Genomic DNA, 22670 nt, shown 5'->3' with positions numbered 1-22670 from the left:
AGCGGAGCCGCCGAGCGGAGCCGCCGAGCAGCGCGCCGCGGACCCACCCGACCTCCCACCCGCACACGTAAGGAACTCGACGCGATGAGCCGCAAGATCGCCTTCATCGGCCTCGGCATCATGGGCAGCCCGATGGCCGCCAACCTCGTCAAGGCCGGCCACCACGTCACCGGCTTCAACCTCACCCAGCCGCCGATCGACGCCCTGGTCGCGGCCGGCGGGCACGGCGCCACCAGCATCGCGGACGCGGTGAAGGACGCCGAGGTCGTCATCACGATGGTCCCGGCCGACCCGCAGGTCGAACAGGTCGTCCTGGGCGAGGGCGGCGTGCTGGAGAACGCCAGGCCCGGCACCCTGGTGATCGACATGTCCTCGATCACCCCGCAGACCTCGATCAAGGTCGGGGCCGCCGCCGGGGAGAAGGGCATCCGCACCCTGGACGCCCCGGTCTCCGGCGGCGAGGCCGGTGCCGTGGAGGCCGTCCTGTCGATCATGGTCGGCGGCGCCGCCGAGGACTTCGCCGAGGCCAAGCCGCTGTTCGACGTGTTGGGCACCACGGTCGTCCATGTCGGCCCGTCCGGCGCAGGCCAGACCGTCAAGGCCGCCAACCAGCTGATCGTCGCGGTCAACATCCAGGTGCTCGCCGAGGCCGTGGTGTTCCTGGAGAACGCCGGCGTGGACCTCGCGGCCGCGCTGGACGTGCTCGGCGGCGGCCTGGCCGGCTCGACCGTGCTCAACCGCAAGAGGGCGAACATGCTGAACCGCGAGTTCGCCCCCGGTTTCCGGATCGACCTGCACCACAAGGACATGGGCATCGTCACCGACGCCGCCCGCGCCGTCGGCGCCGCGCTGCCGGTCGGCGCCGTGGTGGCCCAGCTGGTCGCCTCCGCCCGGGCCAACGGCGACGGCTCGCTCGACCACTCGGCGCTCCTGCGTGGCGTCGAGCGGCTCTCCGGGCGCGAGGTCGAGTAACACCCCCAGGGGTTCCCGCGCGGAGCCCCCGCCCGAGCTCCTCCTGGCGGCGTGTACCCATCCGGTCGTGCCCGCGCCGTCAGGAGGCCGGACCCGACCGGTGTGCGGGCCGGGGCTCATCCGCCCGCCCGCCGGTCGATCCAAGCCGGTGACGCGCACGTCCCCCCGGGGGCACTTCGGTCGTGCCTGGTACGCGTCGCCCGGCCTCCTCCCTGCCGAGGGGAGCCTCTCGTACGTCGGAAGCGGAACGAGTGGAACGGCGGGGAGGGGGTCGCACCTCCGGGCCGCCCGGGACGGGGCCGCACCCCTTCGGAACGCTCCGAACGGGGGCGCACTCCCTCGGAGCGTTCCGCCCCGGCCGCCCCGGCCGCCCGGCCGCCCGGCCGCTGCGGCCGAGGAGCTCGCACCCCCGGGCCGCCCGGCCTCATGCTGGACGCACGCCGCACCACCACCGCCAGACCCGTACGGAAGCGAGGACCGCGCCATGCCCCCCACTCCCCGCCAGGGCCATGTGGTCGTCGCCCCCGACAAGTTCAAGGGCAGCCTGGACGGCGCCGAGGTGGCGGCCCGGATCGCCGCCGGCATCCGGCGCGCCGCGCCCGGCACCGAGGTGCGCGAGCTGCCCGTCGCCGACGGCGGCGAGGGCACCCTGGCCGCCGCGCTCGCGGCCGGCTTCAGCCGGGTCCCGGCCAAGGTGACCGGTCCGACCGGACTGCCGGTGGACGCCGCACTGGCCGTCCGGGACGACACCGCCGTGGTCGAGCTGGCGCAGGCCTCCGGTCTCGCCCGGCTGCCCGGCGGCCGCACCGCCCCGCTCGCGGCCGGGTCCTACGGGGTCGGCCAGCTGATCGCCAAGGCTGTCTCGCTCGGCGTCAAGCGGATCGTGCTGGGCCTCGGTGGCAGCGCCTGTACGGACGGCGGGGCCGGCATGGTGCAGGCGCTCGGGGTGCGGCTGCGCGACGCCGACGGCGGCGAACTCCCGCCCGGCGGCGCTGCGTTGCGCAGGCTCGCGGAGATCGACCTCGGCCCGCTGGCCGACGCCCTGGGCGGCGTCGAGGTCGTGGTGGCCTGCGACGTGGACAACCCGCTGCTCGGGCCGCGCGGCGCCACCGCCGTCTACGGCCCGCAGAAGGGCGCCGACGCCGAGGACCTGGTGGTCCTGGAGGAGGGGCTGACCAGGTTCGCCGACCTGGTCGCCGGGGCCACCGGGCGGGACGTCCGGGAGGCGCCCGGCGCCGGCGCCGCGGGCGGGGTGGGCTTCGCCGCCCTCGCCCTGCTCGGCTCCACCATGCGACCCGGCATCGAGCTGTTGCTCGACCTGCTGGGCTTTGACGGGGCTGTGCGTGGGGCACGCCTCGTCGTGACCGGCGAGGGCTGCCTGGACGCGCAGACGCTCCACGGCAAGGCCCCCGCCGGAGTCGCCGCGGCGGCCGCCCGGGCGGGGGTTCGAGTGGCCGCCGTGGCGGGTCGGCTGGAGCTCTCCGAGCCCGAGTGGCGGGCCGCCGGCTTCACCGCCGCCATCGCGCTGACCGACCTGGCCGAACAGCCGGGGGAGAGCATGACCAGGGCCGCCGAGCTGGCCGAACTCGCGGGGGAGCAGCTGGCCGCCCGGCTGTTGCCGCGCTGAACCCTCGTGCGTTCATCCATTGACGTTTTGTTGAAGGCGGGCCTAGGCTCCCGGCAATCCCTCGCCACCTCCCGCGTTCCACCGCCTCCGAAGCGACGCCCCGGGGCGCAGCCCCCGAGGCGGTGCCCTCGAAGTACCCCCGAAGCGCCCTCGAACCACCACGACTCCCAGGTTCCGGAGGTCTCCCATGCCTTTCAGCCAACCGACGGTGATCCGCTCCCGGCGGGTGGTCCTGCCCGACGGCGAGCGCCCCGCGGACGTGCTGATCCAGGACGGGAAGATCGCCCGGACGGCCCCGCACGGCTCGCTCACGGCCGGTGAGAGCGACCTCGTCGACCTCGGTGGCACCGCCCTGCTGCCCGGGCTGGTCGACACCCACGTGCACGTCAACGAGCCCGGCCGCACCGAGTGGGAGGGGTTCGCCACCGCCACCCGCGCCGCCGCGGCCGGCGGCGTCACCACGATCATCGACATGCCGCTCAACTCGATCCCGCCCACCACCACGGTGGCGGGGCTGGCGGTCAAGCGGAAGGCCGCCGAGGGTCAGACCTGGGTCGACCTCGGTTTCTGGGGCGGCGCCGTCCCCGGCAACGTCGCGGACCTCGAACCGCTGCACGAGGAAGGCGTGTTCGGCTTCAAGAGCTTCCTCGCGCCCTCCGGGGTGGAGGAGTTCCCGCACGTCGAGGCCGCCGACCTGACGGCCGCGCTGGCCGAGCAGGCCCGGATCGGGGCGCTGGCGATCATCCACGCCGAGGACCCGGCCGTGCTGGCCGCCGCCCCGCAGCAACCCGGCGTCCACTACCGGGACTTCCTGGCCTCCCGGCCCGCCGACGCGGAGACCGCGGCCGTCGCCCACCTGCTCGACACGGCCCGGCGCACCGGTGCCCGGGTGCACATCCTGCACGTCTCCTCCGCCGCCGTGCTGCCGCTGCTGCGGCAGGCCCGCGAGGACGGCGTACGGGTGACCGCCGAGACCTGTCCGCACTACCTGACCCTCGCGGCCGAGCAGGTGCCGGACGGCGACACCGCCTTCAAGTGCTGTCCGCCGATCCGCGACGAGTCCAACCGGGACGCGCTCTGGGAGGCCCTGGCGGACGGCGAGTTCATCGCCGTCGTCTCCGACCACTCGCCGTCCACCCCCGACCTCAAGCTGCTGCCCGAGTACGGCGGCAGCGGCGACTTCGCGGCCGCCTGGGGCGGCATCGCCTCGCTCCAGCTCGGCCTGCCGGCCGTCTGGACCGAGGCTCGCCGGCGCGGCCACACCCTCGCGGACGTGGTGCGCTGGATGTCCGCCGGACCGGCCGAACTGGCCGGCCTCACCGGCGCCAAGGGCGCCATCGCCGCCGGCCACGACGCGGACCTGGTCGCCTTCGACCCCGACGGCGAGTTCGCCGTCCGGGCGAGCGGACTGCACCACCGCAACCCGGTGACGCCCTACGCGGGCCGGACCCTCACCGGCGCGGTGCGCACCACCTGGCTGCGCGGCCGCGAGGTGGACCCCGCGGCCCGCCCCTTCGGCCGGCAGCTCGTCCGGCCCCGTTCCCACCCCGCCACCACCCCGTCCGAACGCGCCTAGAGGAGAGTCAGTGACCACTGCCGACAACCCGAGTGCTCCCTTCACCGAGCTGGTCGACCTGGCCTCACGGCTGCTCGGCGCGGGCGTCGTCGCCACGAACGAGGACACCTTCGCGGACGCCGAGAACCTGCTGGTCGCCAAGCCGGCCGAGTTCCGCCCGCACACGTTCGGCCACAAGGGCCAGATCATGGACGGCTGGGAGTCCAAGCGCCGCCGCGGCGTCTGCGCCGACCAGCCGCACCCCACCGACGAGGACCACGACTGGACGATCGTCCGGCTCGGTGCCGCCGGGGTGGTCCGCGGTGTGATCGTGGACACCGCCCACTTCACCGGCAACTACCCGGAGTCCGCCTCGGTCGAGGCCGCGTCCGTCCCCGGCCACCCCTCGCCCGAGGAACTCCAGGACGCCGAGTGGACGACGATCGTGCCGCGCACCGCGCTGAGGGGCGACACCGCCCACGAGTTCGCCGTCACGGACGGCACCCGCTACACCCACGTGCGGCTGAACATCTTCCCGGACGGCGGCGTCGCCCGGCTGCGGGTGCACGGCGAGGTGCTGCCCGACCCGCGCGAACTGGACGGCCTCACCTTCGACCTGGCCGCCCAGGAGTACGGCGGCGTGGCCGAGGCGGCGTCCGATCGCTACTTCTCCTCCCCGCACAACCTGAACGCTCCCGGCCGCGCCTCCGTCATGGGCGACGGTTGGGAGACCCGGCGTCGGCGCGACAAGGCCAACGACTGGGTGCAGATCGCCCTGGCCGGGGGCGGTGAGGTCCTGGCCGTCGAGGTGGACACCTCCTGCTTCGTCGCCAATGCCCCCGGCTGGGCCGACCTGATCGGCTTCGACGCCTCGACCGGGGCCGACCCGGCCGACGGTGAGTGGTTCGAACTCCTGCCCCGCACACGACTCCAGCCCGACACCCGGCACCGCTTCCGGCTCGACACCGGCCGCGCGGTGACCCACGTGCGCATCAACGTCCACCCGGACGGCGGGCTGGCCCGCCTCCGGCTCACCGGCCGCCTCACCGGGGCCGGCCGCGCCGCCCTGGCGCTGCGCTGGTTCAACGCCCTCCCGGCCGCCGAGGCCGCCGCGGCCCTGACCGGGGCCGGGCTCGGCGCCGACGAGGCCGCCGCACTGACCGCCGCCCGCCCGGCGGCCGGGCCGGCCGCGGCCGAGACCGTCGTCCGGAGCCTGTTCGGCAACTGACCGGCCGCCACCGCCATCTCCTCGGCGCTCCTCGACCCTGAATCTGACGGTGCGTCATCCCACTCTCCACGCACCGCCGTTATCGACACCTGAAGGACCCTCCATGTCCAAGATCCTGACCACGGAGTCCGGCGCCCCGGTCGCCGACAACCAGAACTCGGCATCGGCCGGCGAGTACGGCCCGCTGCTGATCCAGGACCAGCAGCTGCTGGAGAAACTGGCCCGGTTCAACCGCGAGCGCATCCCGGAGCGCGTGGTGCACGCCCGCGGCTCCGGTGCGTACGGCTACTTCGAGGTCACCGACGAGGTCGCGCGGTACACCCGGGCGGGCTTCCTCTCCGAGGTCGGCAAGCGCACCGAGGTCTTCCTGCGCTTCTCCACCGTGGCCGGCAACCTGGGCGCGAGCGACGCGGTGCGCGACCCGCGCGGCTTCGCGGTGAAGTTCTACACCGAGGACGGCAACTACGACCTCGTCGGCAACAACACCCCGGTGTTCTTCATCAAGGACCCGATCAAGTTCCCGGACTTCATCCACTCGCAGAAGCGCGACCCGTACACCGGCGTGCAGGAGGCGGACAACGTCTGGGACTTCTGGGCCCACTCGCCGGCCTCGACCCACCAGATCACCTGGCTGTTCGGCGACCGCGGCATCCCCGCCTCGTACCGCCACATGAACGGCTACGGCTCGCACACCTACCAGTGGGTCAACACCGACGGCGACGCGTACTGGGTGAAGTACCACTTCAAGACCAACCAGGGCATCCGCTGCCTGGACGGCGCACAGGCCGCCGAGATGGTCGGCGGCGACGCGGACTCGCACCAGCGCGACCTCCACCAGGCCATCGGGCGCGGGGTGTTCCCGTCCTGGACCCTCTACGTCCAGCTGATGCCGGTCGCCGAGGCCGCGGACTACCGCTTCAACCCCTTCGACCTCACCAAGGTGTGGCCGCACGCCGACTACCCGCTGGTCAAGGTCGGCCGCCTGGTGCTCAACAGGAACCCGGAGAACGTCTTCGCCGAGGTCGAGCAGGCCGCGTTCTCGCCGAACAACTTCGTGCCCGGCATCGGCCCGTCCCCGGACAAGATGCTCCAGGGCCGCCTGTTCGCCTACGCGGACGCCCAGCGCTACCGCCTCGGCGTCAACCACACCCAGCTGCCGGTGAACGCCCCGCGCGCCACCGAGGCCGTCAACTACGGCCGGGACGGCCACATGGCCGCCAACAGCGCCGGTCGCGGCAAGAACTACGAGCCCAACTCGTACGACGGCCCGGCCCAGACCGGCGACGCACTGGCCGCGCCGGTCGCGGTGGCGGGCCACACCGGCACCTACGCCACCCCGGCGCACACCAAGGACGACGACTTCTTCCAGGCCGGCGAGCTGTACCGGCTGATGTCCGCAGGTGAGAAGACCCGTCTGATCGACAACATCGCGGGCTTCCTGGCGCAGGTCTCGCGTGACGACGTGGTGGAGAAGAACCTCGCCCACTTCCACGCTGCGGACGAGGAGTACGGCACCCGGCTGGCCGCCGCCGTCGCCAGGCTGCGGGCGGGCGACGAGGGCTGACACCTTCCGAACGACGGGCTCCTCCTCCGTGGCGGTGGGGCGGGGCCCGCCGTGGTGTCGCCGACGTCAGCCGGTTCCGGCGGTGGTCGTCCGGATCCGGCCTTCCGGATCCGGCCGTCCGGGAACCGGGCGTTCCCACGCGCGGCGACCGGCTGGTTCAACCCCCAGGCCATGGCGCTCCAGAGCGGCGGGGCCCTGCCGTCGAGGGACTGACGGCCAGTCAACGGCCCGGCGGCTGCTGCACGGAACGTTCACGGATATGTACGGACGGCAGCCGTCGGAGCCGCCGGGTCGATACGCTGGTGGATGCCCGCGGTCGCTCCGTGGGGGGACATCGGAAGGGGACGACATGTCGACACCAGCCCCGGGTCGTCACGCCGCGCTGGACCAGGGTCTGATGGGCCCGCTCACCTCCCTCCAGCACGCCCTCAGACTGCTGGAGGCGGTCGACCGCCACCCCGACGGCGCCACCCTGGTGTCCCTCGCCAGGGAGACCTCGCTCGGGCTGCCGACCGTGCGCCGGCTCGCCGAGATCCTGGAGATCGAGGGCTACCTCCAGTGCCAGGACGGGGGTTGGCTGCTGGGCGGCACCTTCGCCCTGCTCGGCCAGCACAACCGGGAGCAGCTGGTGAAGGCCCGACTCGACCGCAAGCTCGCCGAACTCCGGGACGAGTTGGGCGCCGCGGTGTACTTCAGCCGGTACCACGACGGTGAGTTGACGGTGGAGGCGGTCTCGGCCGCCGACCACGCGCCGGCCGTGCAGGAATGGGTGGACTTCCGGGCCACCGCGCACGCCAGCGCGATCGGCAAGTGCCTGCTCAGCCAGCTGGACGCGGACGGCCGGCGCGACCACCTCTCCCGGCACCCGGTCGCCCGGCTCACCTCCCACACCGTCACCGACGCCGACCAGCTGATGCACCGGCTGGAGCGGCAGCCGGCCACGGTGCCGGTGCTGGACATCCAGGAGTACGCGCTGGGCACGGTGTGCGCGGCCGTGCCGATCACGGCGGGCAGCACGGTCGGCTGCCTGGCCACCTCGATGCCCGTGGACAACATCCACAAACTGAAGGCCGCCGCGGAGCTGCTCGCGGCCCGGGCGGCGCCGCTGATGCTGGCGATGGCGGTCTGACGGCCGGCCGACGGTCGCGCACATGAGTTCGGGGAAGCCCTGCCGGGAAGTCGGTGGGGCTTCGCGCGTTTCCCGTGGTGTCCGCCGGTGCGCGGCACTTATTAGACTCGATGTCGATAAGACTCGCCGAAGCCCTTGTCCCGGCGGCTACCCGCGAGTACGTTTCCCTGAGCCGAGCCGCCGCCCCCAGGTCAGGAGGGCCTGCCATGCCCCGTTCCACCCCCGTCCCCGCCCTCGCCGCCCCCGCGGCGCGCGTGCACGACGGCCTCGTCCTGGAGCCCCGGGACGTCCACTTCGACTGGGCCCAGCTGCCGCTGCACTGGATCCCTGACGAGCCGATGGCCACCCACGTCATCAACGTGCTGCACCTGCTGCTGCCCGAGGGGGAGCGGTGGTTCGTCAAGGTGTTCAAGGAGGCGCTGCCGCTCATCCGGGACGAGCAACTGCGCGAGGAGGTCCTCGGGTTCATCGGGCAGGAGGCCATTCACGCCGAGGCGCACCAGGAGGTCCTGGACCACCTGCTCGGCCAGGGGCTCGACCCGCGGCCGTACGTCCGGCAGATCTCCTGGCTGTTCCAGCGCGTCCTCGGCGACAAGCCGGGGCTGACGCCGGCCCGGCGGCGGGAGAACCTCATCGAGCGGGTCGCCTTCATCGCGGCGATCGAGCACTTCACCGCCTTCCTCGGCAACTGGGCGCTCAACTCCCCGGGCCTGGACCGGGCCAAGGCCGACCCGGCCATGCTGGACCTGCTGCGCTGGCACGGCGCGGAGGAGGTCGAGCACCGCAGCGTCGCCTACGACCTGATGGTGCACCTGGACCCGGGCTACCTGCGCCGGGTGCGCGGGATGGTGTTCTCCGGGCCGCTGCTGGTCCACCTCTGGGTGCGCGGCGCCCGCTTCCTGCTCGCCGCCGACCCCACCCTGAAGGGGCGGCTCAAGCCCACCTGGCGGGAGGCGGGCCGGATCGCCAGGCGCGGACTGCTGCCGGACCCGGTCAAGTCGATCCGCTCCGGGCTGCGTTACCTGCGGCCGGGCTACCACCCGACCCAGGAGGGCTCGTCCAGCCAGGCGCTGGGCTACCTCGCCACCTCCCCGGCCGCCCGTGTGGCCGCCGGGCGTGGCTGACGGGTGACAGGGGTCGGAGTTCAGCGAACAGAAAACGTTATCTGTTCGCTGAACTCTGTTTGCTGAACTCCGAAGTCTGAACTCTGAAACCCGCCACCCGTCGCCCGCCCTCTCCCGACGCCCAAGGACCCCGCCGGATGGACCTGCTCACCCCGCCCCCCGACCTCTACGGCCGCCCCCGCGCCGACGGCTTCATCCGTTGGCTCACCGCCTTCGGCGACCGCTACTCCCCGGCCCTCGGCGGCCCGCTGCTGCGCCGCAACCCCCGCCGCCCGCTCAGCCGCCCGACCCAGCCGCTCCGGCTGGTCGTCGCCGAGCGCCGCCAACTGGCCGTCGACGTCATCGAGTTGCGACTCGTCGACCCCTCCGGCGGCCCGCTGCCCGGCTGGCAGCCCGGCGCCCACCTGCGCCTCGCCCTGCCCTCCGGCCGCGAGCGCCACTACTCCCTCTGCGGCGACCCGGCCGACCGCACCGCCTACCGCATCGCCGTCCGGCGGCTGCCCGAGGGCGGCGGCGGGTCCGTCGAGGTCCACGACGCCCTGTACCCCGGTACCCGGCTCACCGCCCGCCGCCCGCGCAACGGCTTCGCCTTCTGCGCCGAGCCCGCCGTCCTCCTGCTGGCAGGCGGCATCGGCATCACCCCGCTGCTCCCGATGGCCCGCGAGGCGCAGCGGCACGGCCTGGACTGGCGCCTGGTGCACGTCGGCCGCAGCGCCGACACCCTCCCGTACGCGGACGAGCTGCGCGCCCTCGACCCGCACCGGGTGGTGCTGCGCACCGACGACGAGCACGGCGGCGTCCCCACCGGCCCGGAGCTGCTCGCCCACGCCCCCCGTGGCGCCGCCGTCTACTGCTGCGGCCCGGCCCCGATGCTCGCCGCCGTGCAGCGCGCCCTGGACGGTTCCCCGGCCGCCTCCCTGCACTTCGAGCGCTTCGGCGCCGCCCCGGTCACCGGCGGCGAGCCGTTCACCGTCCGCCTCGGCACCGACGGCCCCGCCCTCGACGTCCCCGCCGACCGTTCCGCCCTGGACGTGCTGCGCGAGACCCGACCGGACCTCCCGTACTCCTGCCACCGGGGCTTCTGCGGCACCTGCGAGGTCCGCGTGCTGGCCGGCTCGCCCGACCACCGGGACCGCCGCCTCACCCCCGAGCAGCGTGCCGCCGGCGCCCTGCTGCCCTGTGTCTCCCGGGCCGCCGAGGGCGAGACCCTCGTGCTCGACCTCTAGAAGGAGTCCTGCCATGGCGAAAGCGACCCCCGCCTTCCGCTACACCGAGCGCGACCTCGCCCGCTTCCGCGAGACCCAGCAGCTCGCCTACGACTGCGCCGAACAGGTCGCCGCCTGGATCGAACCCGGGGTCACCGAGCGGCAGGCCACCGCCGAGCTGCGCCGCCGCCTGGTCGCCGCCGGGGTCCAGGACTTCTTCCACGTCCCCTTCGCCTGGTTCGGCGACCGGACGGCGTTCCGGCACTTCCACACCCCGCTGCAGTTCTTCGCCGGCAACCGACGGCTGGAGGAGGGCATGCCGTACGTACTGGACTGCGCGCCCGTGGTGGACGGCTACACCGCCGACATCGGCTACGGCGGCAAGGTCGGCGAGAACCGGGTCTGGGACCGTCTGGCCGCCGACCTGAAGGTCTACCGCGAGCTGATCCTCGCCGAGGTGCGGGCCCGCAAACCGCTCGCCGAGGTGTACGCCGCGGTGGACGCCCAGCTCGCCGCGCACGGTTACGACAATCGCCACCAGGTGTACCCGGGCCGGGTGATCGGCCATCAGGTCACCCGCAACACCGCGCGCGGCCCGGCCGGGGTGAACGTCTTCGGCTTCGGCGTGCGCACCCTCCAGACCCTCGGCCGCGAGCTCATATCCGAACGCCTGCACGGCCGTTCGCCGCTCTGGGCGGACGGTCGCTCCTCCCGGCACGCGCCCACCCCGGGCCTGTGGGCGGTCGAGCCGCACATCGGCTTCCGCGGCGTGGGCATCAAGTTCGAGGAGCTGCTGGTGGTCACCGAGGACGACGCCTACTGGCTCGACGACGACCTGCCGCACGTCCGCCGCTGGACCGCCACCACCGGGCGGACCACCGCCGAACGGGCCACCACCGGGCAGACTGCCGTCGAGCAGACCACCGAGCAGACCGCTGCCGAGCCGACCACCCCGGAGGCCACCCGATGACGCACCCGACGACCAGCCGGACGAAGCGCCCGACGGCGCCCCCGGTCCGCCGCCGCACCGTCCACTCCGGCGGCCTCCCGCTCGCCGTCTTCGAGCAGGGCGACCCGGACGCCCCCACCGTCCTCCTCGTGCACGGCTACCCCGACACCCACGTCGTCTGGGACGACATCGCCGCCGACCTCGCCCGCGACCACCACGTGGTCCGCTACGACGTGCGCGGCGCCGGCGAGTCGGCCGCCCCCGCCGACCGGTCCGGCTACCGCCTGGAGCAGCTCGCCGACGACCTGTTCGCCGTCGCCGACGCCGTCAGCCCGGACCGCCCGGTGCACCTGCTCGCCCACGACTGGGGCTCGATCCAGTCCTGGGAGGCCGTCACCGCACCCGGCGCCGAGCGCCGGATCGCCTCGTACACCACCCTGTCCGGCCCCAGCCTGGACCACATGGGCCACTGGCTGCGCCACCGGCTGCGCCGCCCCACCCCGCGCCACCTGGGGCAGCTGCTGCACCAGGGCCTGCACTCCTGGTACATCACCGCCTTCCACCTGCCCTACCTCGCCCCCGGCATCTGGCGCCTCGGCCTGGCCCGGGCCTGGCCGCGGGTGCTGCGCGACCTGGAGCACGTCACCCCGCGCGCCGACCACCCGCAGCCCACCCTGCGCCGCGACGCGGTCCGCGGCATCGAGCTGTACCGGGCCAACTTCCGCCCCACCCTGGGCCGTCCGCGCGAACGGCGGACGGAGGTGCCGGTCCAGCTGATCACCCTCACCCGGGACCGGTACGTCGGCACCTACCTCTCCGAGGGGCTGGAGCGCTGGGTGACCAAGCTGACCCGCAGGACGCTGCACGCCGGCCACTGGTCGGCGCTGCTGGAGAAGGGAGCCACCGTGGCCGGACTGGTCCGCGAGTTCACCGCCCGCATCGACGAGGGGCAGTCCCGACCGGCGGAGGGCGACGGCCGGCTGGTCGTGGTCACCGGCGGCGGCAGCGGCATCGGCCGGGCCACCGCGCTCGCCTTCGCCGAGGACGGTGCCCGGGTGGTGGTCTGCGACCTCGACCTCGCGGCCGCCGAGCGCACCGCCGAACTGGCCTCGCTGATCGGTCCGAAGGCACACGCCCACCGGGTGGACGTCTCCGACGGCGCCGCGATGGACGCCTTCGCGCAGACCGTCGCCGCCGAGTACGGGGTGCCCGACGTGATGGTCAACAACGCGGGCATCGGCCACTCCGGGACGTTCCTGCAGACTACCGAGAAGGAGTGGCAGCGGGTCCTGGACGTCAACCTCTGGGGCGTGATCCACGGCTGCCGCGCCTTCGGCACCCTGATGGCCGACCGCGGCCAGGGCGGCCACATCGTCAACGTCTCCTCCGCCGCCGCCTACCTGCCCTCCAAGGCGCTCACCGCCTACGCCACCAGCAAGGCCGCGGTGTTCATGCTCTCCGACTGCCTGCGCGCCGAGTTCGTCGGCCACGGCATCGGCGTCTCCACCATCTGCCCCGGCATCGTCAACACCAACATCACCCGCACCTCCACTTTCTCCGCCACCACCTCCACCGAGCAGGCCGCCAAGCAGGCCCGCGCCGCGAAGCTCTACGCCCGCCGCGGCTTCCCGCCGGAGAAGGTCGCCACCGCCATCCTCACCGCGGTCCGCACCGGCAGGCCCGTGGTCCCCGTCACCCCCGAGGCCAAGGCCGCCCGGCTGCTCTCCCGGCTCAGCCCCGGCCTCCTGCGCCTCGCCGCCCGCCTCAACGTCACCTGACCCGGCCACCGGCCGATACGCCCTGGGTGGCCCGCAGCGCCGCCCGGGGCTGTGAGAGCATCGAGGCCCATGGAGATGACGACGGCCCTGTGGTCCTTTGCCCTTGTCGTGGGGCTGCTCACGCTCACGCCCGGGCTCGACACCGCGCTGATCCTGCGGACCTCGGCCCTGGGGCGCCGACGGCAGGCGTGGGGGGTCGTGCTGGGGATCCAGACCGGGACGCTGCTCTGGGGGACGCTGACCTCGGCCGGGGTGACGGCGCTGCTGACCGCCTCGCAGGTGGCGTACGAGATCCTGCGCTGGGCGGGCGCCGCGTACCTGGTGTGGATGGGCATCGGGATGCTGCGCAAGCGGGGCGGCGAGGCGGCGGCCGAGGAGGAGCCGGAGGACGGCGGGTTCGCGCACGGCTGGCGGCGGGGCACGCTGACCAACCTGCTGAACCCCAAGGTCGGGGTCTTCTACGTGGCCGTGCTGCCGCAGTTCGTCCCGGCCGGTGCCCCGCACTTCGCCGCCGGCGTGGCGCTGACCTGCGTACACGTCGTGGAGGGCCTGCTCTGGTCGACCGTCCTGGTGGGCTTCGCCCAGGTGCTGCGCGGCTGGCTGCGCCGGCCGGCCGCCCGGCGGCTGATGGACCGGGTGACCGGCGCGGTCGTGGTGGGCTTCGGTGTGAAGCTGGCGCTGACCGACTGATCGGGGGGCCGTTGCCCGGGCCTCGGTGGCGACCTCCGGCAGGGCACGCAACGTGAGCGGCGCCGGAGCCGTCTGCGGCTCAGGCCGCGTGGGTACGCTGCGTCGGGCCGCCCGCGGCGTCACCCTCCGTCGCCGTGCGCGACACGTCGTGGTGGATCGGCCCGTCCGAGGCGCTCAGCGGCAGGCAGCTGCCGCCGCGCCGGTGGGCGATGATCTCGGCGGCGACCGAGACCGCCGTCTCCTCCGGGGTGCGCGAGCCGAGGTCCAGGCCGATCGGGGAGCGCAGCCGGGCCAGTTCGGCCTCGGTGAGCCCCGCCTCACGCAGCCGGGCCGCGCGGTCCCGGTGGGTGCGGCGCGAGCCCATCGCGCCGACGTAGCCGACCGGCAGCCGCAGGGCGCGTTCCAGCAGCGGGATGTCGAACTTGGCGTCGTGGGTGAGTACGCAGAGCACGGTCCGCCCGTCGATCCGGCCGAGCTGGGAGTCCAGGTAGCGGTGCGGCCAGTCGACCGCCACCTCGTCGGCCTCGGGGAAGCGGCGGGCGGTGGCGAAGACGGGCCGGGCGTCGCAGACGGTCACGTGGTAGCCCAGGAACTTTCCGATCCGCACCACCGCGGCCGCGAAGTCGATCGCCCCGAACACCAGCATCCTCGGCGCGGGCACGTACGACTCGACGAAGCAGGTGACGGTGCCCTGCCGGTGCTCGTCGCAGGGGCGTCCGTCCAGGCCGAGCACGAGCCGGCCGGTGCGTCCGGCCTCCAGCATCGCCCGGGCCTCCGCGACGATCGCCCGCTCCAGCCCGCCGACCGTCGAGGGCGTCGGCGAGAGCGCGCCGGCGACGCCGTCGGCGGTGACCGCCAGCGTGGCCCCGACCAGCCCGCCCGGCCCGGCGATCACCCGCGCCAGCGCCACCGGCGTGCCGGCCGTGATGTGCGCGATCCCGGCGTCCAGCCCGGCGTCGGCCCCCGGTACCACCGGCTGGACGAACACGTCCAGGACGCCGCCGCAGGTCAGACCCACCGCGAAGGCGTCCTCGTCGCTGTACCCGAAGCGTTCCAGCACCGGCCGGCCGCTCGCGATCGCGGCCTGGCACAGCTCGTACACCGCGCCCTCGACGCATCCGCCGGAGATGCTGCCGACCGCCTCGCCGTCCGCGTCCACGGCCAGCGCCGCCCCGGGGTCGCGCGGAGCGCTGCCGCAGACGCCGACCACGGTGGCCACGGCGAAGGAGCGCCCGGACGCGTGCCAGGCCCGCAGCTGCTCGGCGATGTCCTGCATGGGGAGGCTCCTTACACGGTTTCGACAGTAGCGGGAGGCGCCGCCGTACGGGAAACGATCCCGTACGGCGGCGGTGGTGCCCAGTGCGGCGGCGCCCGGCCGGCGGCGCGGACGGCTAGTGCACGCCCAGCCAGGACTTGATCGGGGTGATCGCGAAGTACACCACGAACACCGCGGTGAGGATCCACATCAGCGGCCCGGGCTCGCGCGGGCGCCCCAGCCCGGCCTTGATGGCGGTGTACGAGATGACGCCGGCCGCGACGCCCGCGGTGATGCTGTACGTGAACGGCATCAGCGCGCAGGTGAGGAAGGCCGGGATGGCCACCTCCCGGTCGGACCAGTCGATGTGCCGGGCCTGGCTCATCATCATCGAGCCGATCACCACCAGGGCGGCCGAGGCCACCTCGACCGGGACGATCCCGGCGATCGGCGAGAAGAACAGCATCAGCGCGAACAGGGCGCCGGTGACGGTGGAGGCGAGCCCGGTGCGGGCGCCGTCGCCGACGCCGGTGGCGGACTCGACGAAGACGGTCTGCCCGGAGGCGCCCGCCAGGCCGCCGACCGCGCCGCCCGCGCCGTCGATGAACAGCGCCTTGGACAGCCCGGGCATCCGGCCCTGCCGGTCGGCCAGTCCGGCCTCGGTGCCGACGCCGATGATGGTGGCCATCGCGTCGAAGAAGCCGGCCAGCACCAGGGTGAACACCGCGACCGAGGCGCTGATCGCGCCCATGCCGCGGCCACCGAACGCGCCGAACAGGTCGACGTCGCCGAACAGGCTGAAGTCGGGCGCGGAGACCGGGCCGCCGGGCCAGACCGGCACCGAGTTCTTCCAGGCCTCGGCCGGTACGTGGGCGGCCTTGTTGACGATCATCGCGAGCACGGTGCCGCCGGCGATGCCGATCAGGATCGCTCCGCGGACACCGCGCGCCATCAGCACGAAGATCGTCAGCAGGGTGACGCAGAAGACCAGCACCGGCCAGCCGGCCAGCTCGCCGGTCGGGCCGAGCGAGAGCGGGGTGGGACCGCCGGTGTGCATGAACCCGGCCTTGTAGAGGCCGATCACCGTGACGAACAGGCCGATGCCGATGGTGATGGCGTGCTTGAGCGGCAGCGGGATGCCGTTCATGATCCTCTCGCGCAGTCCGGAGACCACCAGCAGCACGATCAGCAGGCCGTAGATCACGCACAGGCCCATGGCCTGGGGCCAGGTGGTGTGCGGGACGACCAGCGCGGAGACCGCGCCGGAGACCGAGAGCCCGGCGGCGAGGGCGAGCGGCACATTGCCGACCAGGCCCATCAGGACGGTGGTGACGGCGGCGGCCAGCGCGGTGGCGGTGGTCAGCGCGGCGTGGTCCAGCTTGACGCCGGTGACGTCCGCGCCGCTCAGGATGAGCGGGTTGAGCAGGATGATGTACGCCATCGCCATGAAGGTGGTGAGTCCACCGCGCAGTTCGCCGGCGAGGGTCGATCCCCGGGCCGAGATCCTGAAGTAGGCGTCCAGTGCGCCGGTGGGGCGTGGTGCCGGGGGCGACGGGTGGGTGTCGTCCTCGGCGGTTCTGTCTTCGGTGGTGCCGGGCTCCGTGGGGATCCTGGGCATGTCCACTCCCAAGTGTCAAAGGGGGTTGGGGTGGGCGAGCCGACCTGACTGCCGGTCAACGAAGCGGCGTAGGGGGACGTATCGACTCACTGGGGGCACTCGCGAGACGAGGGGAGTGCCGGCGGTGCATCCGAGCGTGGTGCGCACCGCTGCGAACCCCGGCGCGGGCAGGGCAGCGGAGGTGGGGATGGGGGTGGGGGTGCCCCGGGGCGGCGGGGAAGACGGTCACCACCCCGGGGAAATGCCAACGGGCAGGCTGTTCCCGGACGTTCGGCGCTCAGGCCGGCCGTTCGGTCGTCAGCCCGGCCGTTCGGTGGTCAGGTGCTCCGGCCGGACCGGGATCCGGTTGAGCGCCAGCCCGGTGGCGTTGCGGATGGCGGCCACGATGGACGGCGTCGCCGAGACGGTCGGCGCCTCGCCGGCCCCGCGCAGCCCGTACGGCGCGTTGGGGTCGGGCAGTTCGAGCACCTCCACCGGGATCGGCGGGGTGTCCAGGATGGTGGGGATCAGGTAGTCGGTGAAGGAGGCGTTGCGCACCTTGCCGTCCCGCACGATGATCTCCTCCATCACCGCGAGGCCCAGTGCCTGGGTGCAGCCGCCCTGGATCTGGCCGACCACGGAGAGCGGGTTGAGCGCCTTGCCGACGTCCTGGACGGCGGTGAGCTCGACCACCTTGACCAGGCCGAGCTCCACGTCCACGTCCACCACCGCACGGTTGGCGCAGAAGCTGTACTGGACGTGGCCGAAGCCCTGACCGGTCTCCTTGTCGAAGGGCTGGGTGGGCCGGTGGTGGTGCTCGCGGGTGAGGTCGACGGCCTCGTCGCCGAGCAGGTCGGCCATGGAGACCAGCACCCCGGCGCTCTTCGAGACCACCTTGCCGCCGGCCAGCGCCAGGTCGTCGTGGGTCCAGCCGTAGCGCCGACGGCCCCTGTCGAGCAGCTCCCGGCGCACCGCCTCGGCGGCCAGCTTCACCGCGCCGCCGGTCATGTACGTCTGGCGCGAGGCGGAGGTCGAACCGGCCGACCCCACCTCGGTGTTGGCCGGATGGATGGTGACCTGCTCGACGCCCAGCTCGGTGCGGGCGATCTGGGCGTGCACGGTGACGCCGCCCTGGCCGACCTCGGCCATCGCGGTGTGCACCATGGCGACCGGCTCGCCGCCGATCACCTCCAGCCGCACCCGGGCGGTGGAGTAGTCGTCGAAGCCCTCGGAGAAGCCGACGTTCTTGATGCCGACCGAGTAACCCACGCCGCGCACGATCCCCTCGCCGTGCGAGGTGTTGGACAGCGCGCCGGGCAGCCGGCGCAGGTCCGGGTGCTCGGTGTCCAGCGGCGGCGGCAGCGGCATCTCCTTGGCCCGCCGGAGCAGTTCGGCCACCGGCGCGGGCGAGTCGATCTGCTGTCCGGTGGGCATGAAGTCGCCCTCGGACATCGCGTTGAGCTGCCGCAACTCCACCGGGTCCATGCCCAGTTCGGCGGCCAGCTTGTCCATCTGCGACTCGTAGCCGAACGCCGCCTGCACCGCGCCGAAGCCGCGCATCGCCCCGCAGGACGGGTTGTTGCTGTACAGCGCGATGGCGTGCATCCGCACGTTCGGGATCACGTACGGGCCGTGCCCGAGCGAGGCCGCGTTGCCGACCACGGCGGGGGAGGCGGAGGCGTACGCACCACCGTCCAGGACGATCCGGCAGTCGGCGAAGACCAGCCTGCCGTCCCGGGTCGCGCCGTGCTCGTAGTGCATCCGTGCCGGGTGGCGGTGCACGTGGCCGAAGAAGGACTCGTCCCGGGAGTAGACGATCTTGACCGGCTTGCCGGTGTGCAGGGCCAGCAGGCAGGCGTGGATCTGCATCGACAGGTCCTCGCGACCGCCGAACGCGCCGCCGACGCCGGCCAGGGTGAGCCGGATCTTCTCCTCCGGCAGGTCGAGCACCGGCGCCATCTGCTGGCGGTCGACGTGCAGCCACTGGGTGGCGATGTAGAGGTCGATGCCGCCGTCCTCGGCGGGCACCGCGAGGCCGGACTCCGGGCCGAGGAAGGCCTGGTCCTGCATGCCGACCTCGTAGTCGCCGCTGACGATCACGTCCGCCAGCGCCCGCACCTCGTCGGTCACGCCCAGGCCGGAGACGAGCTTCTGCTCGTGGCAGATGTTGCCGTGCGCATGGGACTTGTACTCGTGCGGCTCGTGCACGTACCCGTACGTCTCCGGGTCGAGGCACTGCTCCTCGGTGACGATCGGGGTGAGCACCTCGTACTCGACCGCGATCTTCTTCACCGCGCGGCGGGCCGTCTCCGGATGGTCGGCGGCCACCAGCGCGATCGCCTCGCCGTGGTACCGGATCCTGTCGATGGCCAGGGCCGGCTGGTCCTGGATCTCCAGGCCGTAGTACTTGGAACCGGGGATGTCCTCGTGCGTCAGCACCGCGTGCACCCCGGGCACCTTGAGCGCCTCGGAGATGTCCACCGAGAGGATGTTCGCCCGGGGGTGCGGCGAGCGCAGCGCCGTGCCCCAGAGCATGTCCTCGTGCCACAGGTCGGAGGAGTAGGCGAACTCGCCCCGGACCTTCAGGTTGCCGTCCGGGCGCAGCGGCGAGCCGCCGATGCCGTCCTTGGACGCCTGGTTGATGTTCTGGAGGTTCTTCTGCCCCTGGATGGTCCGCTGGATGGTCCGCTCGTTCACGCCGCACCGGCCTTCCCCGCGCACTTGCGGGCCGAAGCCAGCCGCACCGCGTCCATGATCTTCTCGTAGCCGGTGCAGCGGCACAGGTTGCCGGACAGCGCCTCGCGGATGTCGTCGTCGCTCGGCTGCGGGTCGTCCTCCAGCAGCGCGTCGGTCTGCACCAGCAGGCCGGGGGTGCAGAAGCCGCACTGGACGGCGCCGGCGTCGACGAACGCCTGCTGGACCAGGCCCAGTTCGCCGTCCTCCGTGCTCAGGCCCTCGACCGTGCGCACCTCGCGGTCCTGCACCTGGCCGGCCGCGACCAGGCAGGAGCAGACCGGGACGCCGTCCAGGTAGACCGTGCAGGAGCCGCACTCGCCCTGCTCGCAGGCGTTCTTCGAGCCCGGCAGGCCGACCCGCTCGCGCAGCACGTACAGCAGGCTCTCGCCCTCCCACACGTCGTCGGCCTCGACCGGCTTGCCGTTGGCGGTGAAAGTGACCCTCATGCCGCGCTCCTGATCTGCTTGCCGTAGTCGGTCCAGGTCCAGGTGAGGGTGCGGCGGGCCATCACGGCGAGCGCGTGCCGGCGGTAGTCGGCGGTGCCCCGGACGTCGTCGATCGGCGAGGCCGCGGCCTTCACCAGCTCGCCGAAGCGCTGGACCACCTCGGTGCCCAGCAGCTCCCCGGACTCCCACAGGCCGCGCTCGGCGAGCACGCCCTGGAGGTACTCCTCGGCCTCGACGGCGCGCCGCGGCGTGGGGGCGGCCGAACCGATACCGGTGCCGACGGTTCCGTTCCGGGGGTGCAGGGCGAAGCCGAACGCGCAGACCGCGATCACCATGGCGTTGCGGGTGCCGATCTTCGAGAACTGCTGCGGTCCGTCCGCGACCGGGATGTGCACGGTCCGGATCAGCTCGTCGGCCTCCAGGCTGTTGCGCTTCACCCCGACGTAGAAGTCGTCGATCGGAATCAGCCGGGTGCCGCGCACCGAGACCGCCTCGACGAACACGTCCCGCCCGGCCGCCAGCAGCGCCGGGTGCGAGTCGCCGGCCGGGGAGGCCGCCCCGAGGTTGCCGCCGACGCTGCCGCGGTTGCGGATCTGCGGCGAGCCGACGGTGCGGGCCGCCAGCGCGAGCCCGGGCAGCGGAGCGGACAGCTCCGCGATGATCCGGGCGTACGGGACCGCGGCGCCGAGCCTGACGACGCTGCCGTCGTTCGACCATTCGGCGAGTTCGGCGATGCGGTTCAGGTCGAGAATCGCGGATGGCCGGTGCACGTCGAAGTTCAGTTCGACCATGACGTCCGTGCCGCCCGAGACGGGCAGTGCGGTCGGGTACTCGGCCTTCGCCGCGAGCGCCTCGTCCCAGGTGGCGGGCCGAAGAAACTCCATGCGGGTGTCTCCTCAAGTCGTCGCCCGCCGGGTGTCCGGCGGCGTGTCGCCCAGTGAACCGCTGTGACGCGTCCCACTGGCAGTCACCGATGGCATGAAGCCCCGGCTGTGAGCCCGCCCGGCATCCTGTACGTTCCTCTAAGGAGGAGAATCTCGCAGCCCAGGTGTTCACCGGGTGCTACCTACGACCGTAATCCGGCCGTGACGCGCGGGCTACGGGCCCGGGCGCACACCCGTTCGGCCAGGCCCTATCGTTACCCCTTCATCCCTCCCCCCAGCCCCGTTAAGGAGTCCGCGGATGCGCGTCCGTGACCTGCTCGCCCCCGGCGCCCCGCGACTGCGCCTGCTCGCGGCCGAGGAAGAGCTGGACCGGCAGGTCGGCGGTGTGATGACGACGGACCTCCAGGACCCGGGCCGCTACCTGCACGGCGGCGAACTGGTGCTCACCGGCATGCTCTGGCGCACCGTCCCGGCCGACTCCGAGCGCTTCGTCCGCACCCTCGCGGCCGGCGGCGCGGTGGCCCTGGCCGCCGGCGAGGCCGAGGTCGGCCCGGTGCCCGAGGACCTGGTCGAGGCCTGTCGCCGGCACCGGATGCCGCTGCTCGCCGTCCCCGACGACATCGCCTTCGGCACCGTGACCGAGTTCATCGGCCGCCAGGTCTCCGCCGATCGCGCGGCCGACCTCGCCGCCCTGGTCGACCGGCACCGCCTGCTGGTCTCGGCGGCCGGCGGCGGCGGACTGGACGCGGTGCTGGACCTGCTCGGCGGCGACCTCGACCTGGACTGCTGGGTGCTCACCCCGACCGGCGCGGTGATCGCCGGCCCTGCGGACCGGCTCTCCGTCCACGACCGCGACCAGCTGGTCCGCGCCCACCTCGCCGCCCAGCGCCAGCGCCGCCGCCCCCCGCACCGGGTCCGGCTGGCGGCCAGCTCCTACTCGCTGCTGCCCGCCCCGGCCTCCGCCGAGCAGGGCGAGCCGCAGGCCGACTGCGCGCTGGCCGACTGGATGCTCGCGGTGGCCGGCGACGTCACCGAGTGGACCACCAAGCGCCAGCAGCTCGCCGAGAACCTGGCCCGGCTGGTCGCCGCCGAGCGCCACCGCCGCGACGAGGGCCGCCGGTTGCGTCGCCGGCTCGCCGACGAGGTGCTCGCCCTGCTGCGCCGCGACGCCGACCCGGCCGAGATCAGCCGCACCCTGTACGCCTCCTCGGCGATGGCCGCCCGCTACGAGATCCCCGAGCCCAAGTCCCGGGCGGAGGAGGGCTCCTGGCTGGTGCTCAGCGCCGAGGGCACCGGCCTGCCGGAGGGCACCGTACGGGCGGTGCTGGAGGAGGCGCTCGGCGGTGTCACCGACCGCGCGCTGGTCGCCGGGACGGGCCTCGGCGCGGTGGTGGTGCTGCCCGCCCTGGAGGGCCCGGTGCCCGCCGACACCCTGCGCGAACTGCTCGCCCCGCTGGAGGCCGGGCTCGGCTCGGAGGGCCGGATCACCCTCGGGGTCTCCGCCCCCGCCTCCGAGGCCGGCGGCCTGCGCGGCGCAGTGGAGGAGGCCCGGCACGCCCGCCGGATCGCGGCCTCCCGGGTCGGCCGGGTCTGCGTCGCGGGCCCTGAGGAACTCGCCTCGCACGTGCTGCTGCTGGCCGCCGTCCCGGACGAGGTGCGCCGCGCCTTCCGCAGCCGGCTGCTGGACAAGGTGATCGCGTACGACATCGAGCACCAGGCGGACCTGGTCCGCACCCTGGAGGCCTTCCTGCGTTCGGACGGCTCCTGGACCCGCTGCGCCGCGCAGCTGCACGTCCACGTGAACACCCTGCGGTACCGGATCGGCCGGATCGAGGAGCTGACCGGACGTGACCTCTCCCGGCTGGAGGACCGGGTGGACTTCTACCTGGCGCTGGAACTGGCCTGACGGCACGCCCCGACACGCGGGAGGG

Annotated in this window: 17 protein-coding genes; 12 read left to right on the top strand and 5 right to left on the bottom strand. The window is 73.6% G+C overall.

The window, feature by feature from the left end; all coding sequences use genetic code 11:
* Positions 1–84 precede the first annotated feature (84 nt).
* The 11 genes from ACIRRH_RS19860 to ACIRRH_RS19810 all read left to right on the top strand — a co-directional run bounded on the left by ACIRRH_RS19860 (position 85) and on the right by ACIRRH_RS19810 (position 13821).
* The gene (locus ACIRRH_RS19860) at positions 85–972 is read left to right on the top strand and encodes a 2-hydroxy-3-oxopropionate reductase (RefSeq protein ID WP_403068778.1); all 888 of its coding nucleotides are present in this window, start codon (positions 85–87) and stop codon (positions 970–972) included.
* A gap of 484 nt (positions 973–1456) precedes the next feature.
* Complete coding sequence (locus ACIRRH_RS19855; RefSeq protein WP_403068775.1) at positions 1457–2599, top strand: glycerate kinase; 1143 nt, start codon at positions 1457–1459, stop codon at positions 2597–2599.
* Positions 2600–2786: 187 nt separating this feature from the next.
* Positions 2787–4175: an allantoinase AllB gene (gene allB / locus ACIRRH_RS19850; RefSeq protein ID WP_403068772.1), complete on the top strand. Its 1389-nt coding sequence runs from the start codon at positions 2787–2789 to the stop codon at positions 4173–4175.
* Positions 4176–4185: 10 nt separating this feature from the next.
* On the top strand, positions 4186–5382 hold the full coding sequence (gene alc, locus ACIRRH_RS19845) for an allantoicase (RefSeq protein WP_403068769.1): 1197 nt from the start codon (positions 4186–4188) through the stop codon (positions 5380–5382).
* 103 nt (positions 5383–5485) lie between these two features.
* Positions 5486–6946: a catalase gene (locus ACIRRH_RS19840; RefSeq protein ID WP_403068766.1), complete on the top strand. Its 1461-nt coding sequence runs from the start codon at positions 5486–5488 to the stop codon at positions 6944–6946.
* 349 nt (positions 6947–7295) lie between these two features.
* Positions 7296–8075, top strand: coding sequence for an IclR family transcriptional regulator (locus tag ACIRRH_RS19835; RefSeq protein WP_403068763.1), 780 nt, complete (start codon positions 7296–7298; stop codon positions 8073–8075).
* 206 nt (positions 8076–8281) lie between these two features.
* Positions 8282–9199 carry a metal-dependent hydrolase gene (locus ACIRRH_RS19830; RefSeq protein ID WP_403068760.1) on the top strand — a complete coding sequence of 306 codons (918 nt, stop codon included), beginning with the start codon at positions 8282–8284 and terminating at the stop codon, positions 9197–9199.
* 137 nt (positions 9200–9336) lie between these two features.
* The gene (locus ACIRRH_RS19825) at positions 9337–10425 is read left to right on the top strand and encodes a PDR/VanB family oxidoreductase (protein ID WP_403068757.1); all 1089 of its coding nucleotides are present in this window, start codon (positions 9337–9339) and stop codon (positions 10423–10425) included.
* Between the two features lie 13 nt (positions 10426–10438).
* Positions 10439–11374 carry a M24 family metallopeptidase gene (locus ACIRRH_RS19820; protein ID WP_403068755.1) on the top strand — a complete coding sequence of 312 codons (936 nt, stop codon included), beginning with the start codon at positions 10439–10441 and terminating at the stop codon, positions 11372–11374.
* Positions 11371–13131, top strand: a complete 1761-nt coding sequence (locus tag ACIRRH_RS19815; protein WP_403068752.1) for an SDR family oxidoreductase — start codon at positions 11371–11373, stop codon at positions 13129–13131. The genes ACIRRH_RS19820 and ACIRRH_RS19815 overlap by 4 nt, the downstream gene beginning before the upstream one ends.
* 69 nt (positions 13132–13200) lie before the next feature.
* Positions 13201–13821, top strand: coding sequence for a LysE family translocator (locus ACIRRH_RS19810; RefSeq protein WP_403068749.1), 621 nt, complete (start codon positions 13201–13203; stop codon positions 13819–13821).
* Between the two features lie 79 nt (positions 13822–13900).
* On the opposite strand, the gene ACIRRH_RS19805 is transcribed toward ACIRRH_RS19810, so the two are convergent.
* The 5 genes from ACIRRH_RS19805 to ACIRRH_RS19785 form a co-directional block, all read right to left on the bottom strand.
* Positions 13901–15097 (bottom strand): XdhC family protein, encoded by a 1197-nt coding sequence (locus ACIRRH_RS19805; protein ID WP_403068746.1) that lies wholly within the window; start codon positions 15095–15097, stop codon positions 13901–13903.
* 115 nt (positions 15098–15212) lie between these two features.
* Positions 15213–16694, bottom strand: a complete 1482-nt coding sequence (locus ACIRRH_RS19800) for an NCS2 family permease (protein ID WP_403068743.1) — start codon at positions 16692–16694, stop codon at positions 15213–15215.
* 297 nt (positions 16695–16991) lie between these two features.
* Positions 16992–19343: a xanthine dehydrogenase subunit D gene (pucD, locus tag ACIRRH_RS19795; protein ID WP_403069182.1), complete on the bottom strand. Its 2352-nt coding sequence runs from the start codon at positions 19341–19343 to the stop codon at positions 16992–16994.
* A gap of 23 nt (positions 19344–19366) precedes the next feature.
* Entirely contained in the window at positions 19367–19855 is a 489-nt protein-coding gene (locus ACIRRH_RS19790; protein WP_403068741.1) for a (2Fe-2S)-binding protein, read from the bottom strand.
* Complete coding sequence (locus ACIRRH_RS19785) at positions 19852–20739, bottom strand: FAD binding domain-containing protein (RefSeq protein ID WP_403068739.1); 888 nt, start codon at positions 20737–20739, stop codon at positions 19852–19854. Before ACIRRH_RS19785 ends, ACIRRH_RS19790 begins: the two co-directional genes overlap by 4 nt.
* Positions 20740–21037: 298 nt before the next feature.
* Here ACIRRH_RS19785 and ACIRRH_RS19780 point away from each other — a divergent pair, with 298 nt between their 5' ends.
* Positions 21038–22645, top strand: coding sequence for a PucR family transcriptional regulator (locus ACIRRH_RS19780; protein ID WP_403068737.1), 1608 nt, complete (start codon positions 21038–21040; stop codon positions 22643–22645).
* Positions 22646–22670: the final 25 nt, after the last annotated feature.

This window comes from Kitasatospora sp. NPDC101235 (assembly GCF_044767505.1).
In the GTDB taxonomy this organism is placed as follows: domain Bacteria; phylum Actinomycetota; class Actinomycetes; order Streptomycetales; family Streptomycetaceae; genus Kitasatospora.
This window is presented reverse-complemented; position numbering and strand designations above follow the sequence as displayed.

Coding starts and splice junctions, on each gene's coding strand:
- ACIRRH_RS19830 (WP_403068760.1), top strand. CDS start 8,282: ATGCCCCGTTCCACCCCCGTCCCCGCCCTCGCCGCCCCCGCGGCGCGC.
- ACIRRH_RS19855 (WP_403068775.1), top strand. CDS start 1,457: ATGCCCCCCACTCCCCGCCAGGGCCATGTGGTCGTCGCCCCCGACAAG.
- ACIRRH_RS19840 (WP_403068766.1), top strand. CDS start 5,486: ATGTCCAAGATCCTGACCACGGAGTCCGGCGCCCCGGTCGCCGACAAC.
- allB (WP_403068772.1), top strand. CDS start 2,787: ATGCCTTTCAGCCAACCGACGGTGATCCGCTCCCGGCGGGTGGTCCTG.
- ACIRRH_RS19825 (WP_403068757.1), top strand. CDS start 9,337: ATGGACCTGCTCACCCCGCCCCCCGACCTCTACGGCCGCCCCCGCGCC.
- ACIRRH_RS19785 (WP_403068739.1), bottom strand. CDS start 20,739: ATGGAGTTTCTTCGGCCCGCCACCTGGGACGAGGCGCTCGCGGCGAAG.
- ACIRRH_RS19820 (WP_403068755.1), top strand. CDS start 10,439: ATGGCGAAAGCGACCCCCGCCTTCCGCTACACCGAGCGCGACCTCGCC.
- ACIRRH_RS19780 (WP_403068737.1), top strand. CDS start 21,038: ATGCGCGTCCGTGACCTGCTCGCCCCCGGCGCCCCGCGACTGCGCCTG.
- ACIRRH_RS19810 (WP_403068749.1), top strand. CDS start 13,201: ATGGAGATGACGACGGCCCTGTGGTCCTTTGCCCTTGTCGTGGGGCTG.
- ACIRRH_RS19805 (WP_403068746.1), bottom strand. CDS start 15,097: ATGCAGGACATCGCCGAGCAGCTGCGGGCCTGGCACGCGTCCGGGCGC.
- ACIRRH_RS19790 (WP_403068741.1), bottom strand. CDS start 19,855: ATGAGGGTCACTTTCACCGCCAACGGCAAGCCGGTCGAGGCCGACGAC.
- ACIRRH_RS19835 (WP_403068763.1), top strand. CDS start 7,296: ATGTCGACACCAGCCCCGGGTCGTCACGCCGCGCTGGACCAGGGTCTG.
- ACIRRH_RS19800 (WP_403068743.1), bottom strand. CDS start 16,694: ATGCCCAGGATCCCCACGGAGCCCGGCACCACCGAAGACAGAACCGCC.
- ACIRRH_RS19860 (WP_403068778.1), top strand. CDS start 85: ATGAGCCGCAAGATCGCCTTCATCGGCCTCGGCATCATGGGCAGCCCG.
- ACIRRH_RS19815 (WP_403068752.1), top strand. CDS start 11,371: ATGACGCACCCGACGACCAGCCGGACGAAGCGCCCGACGGCGCCCCCG.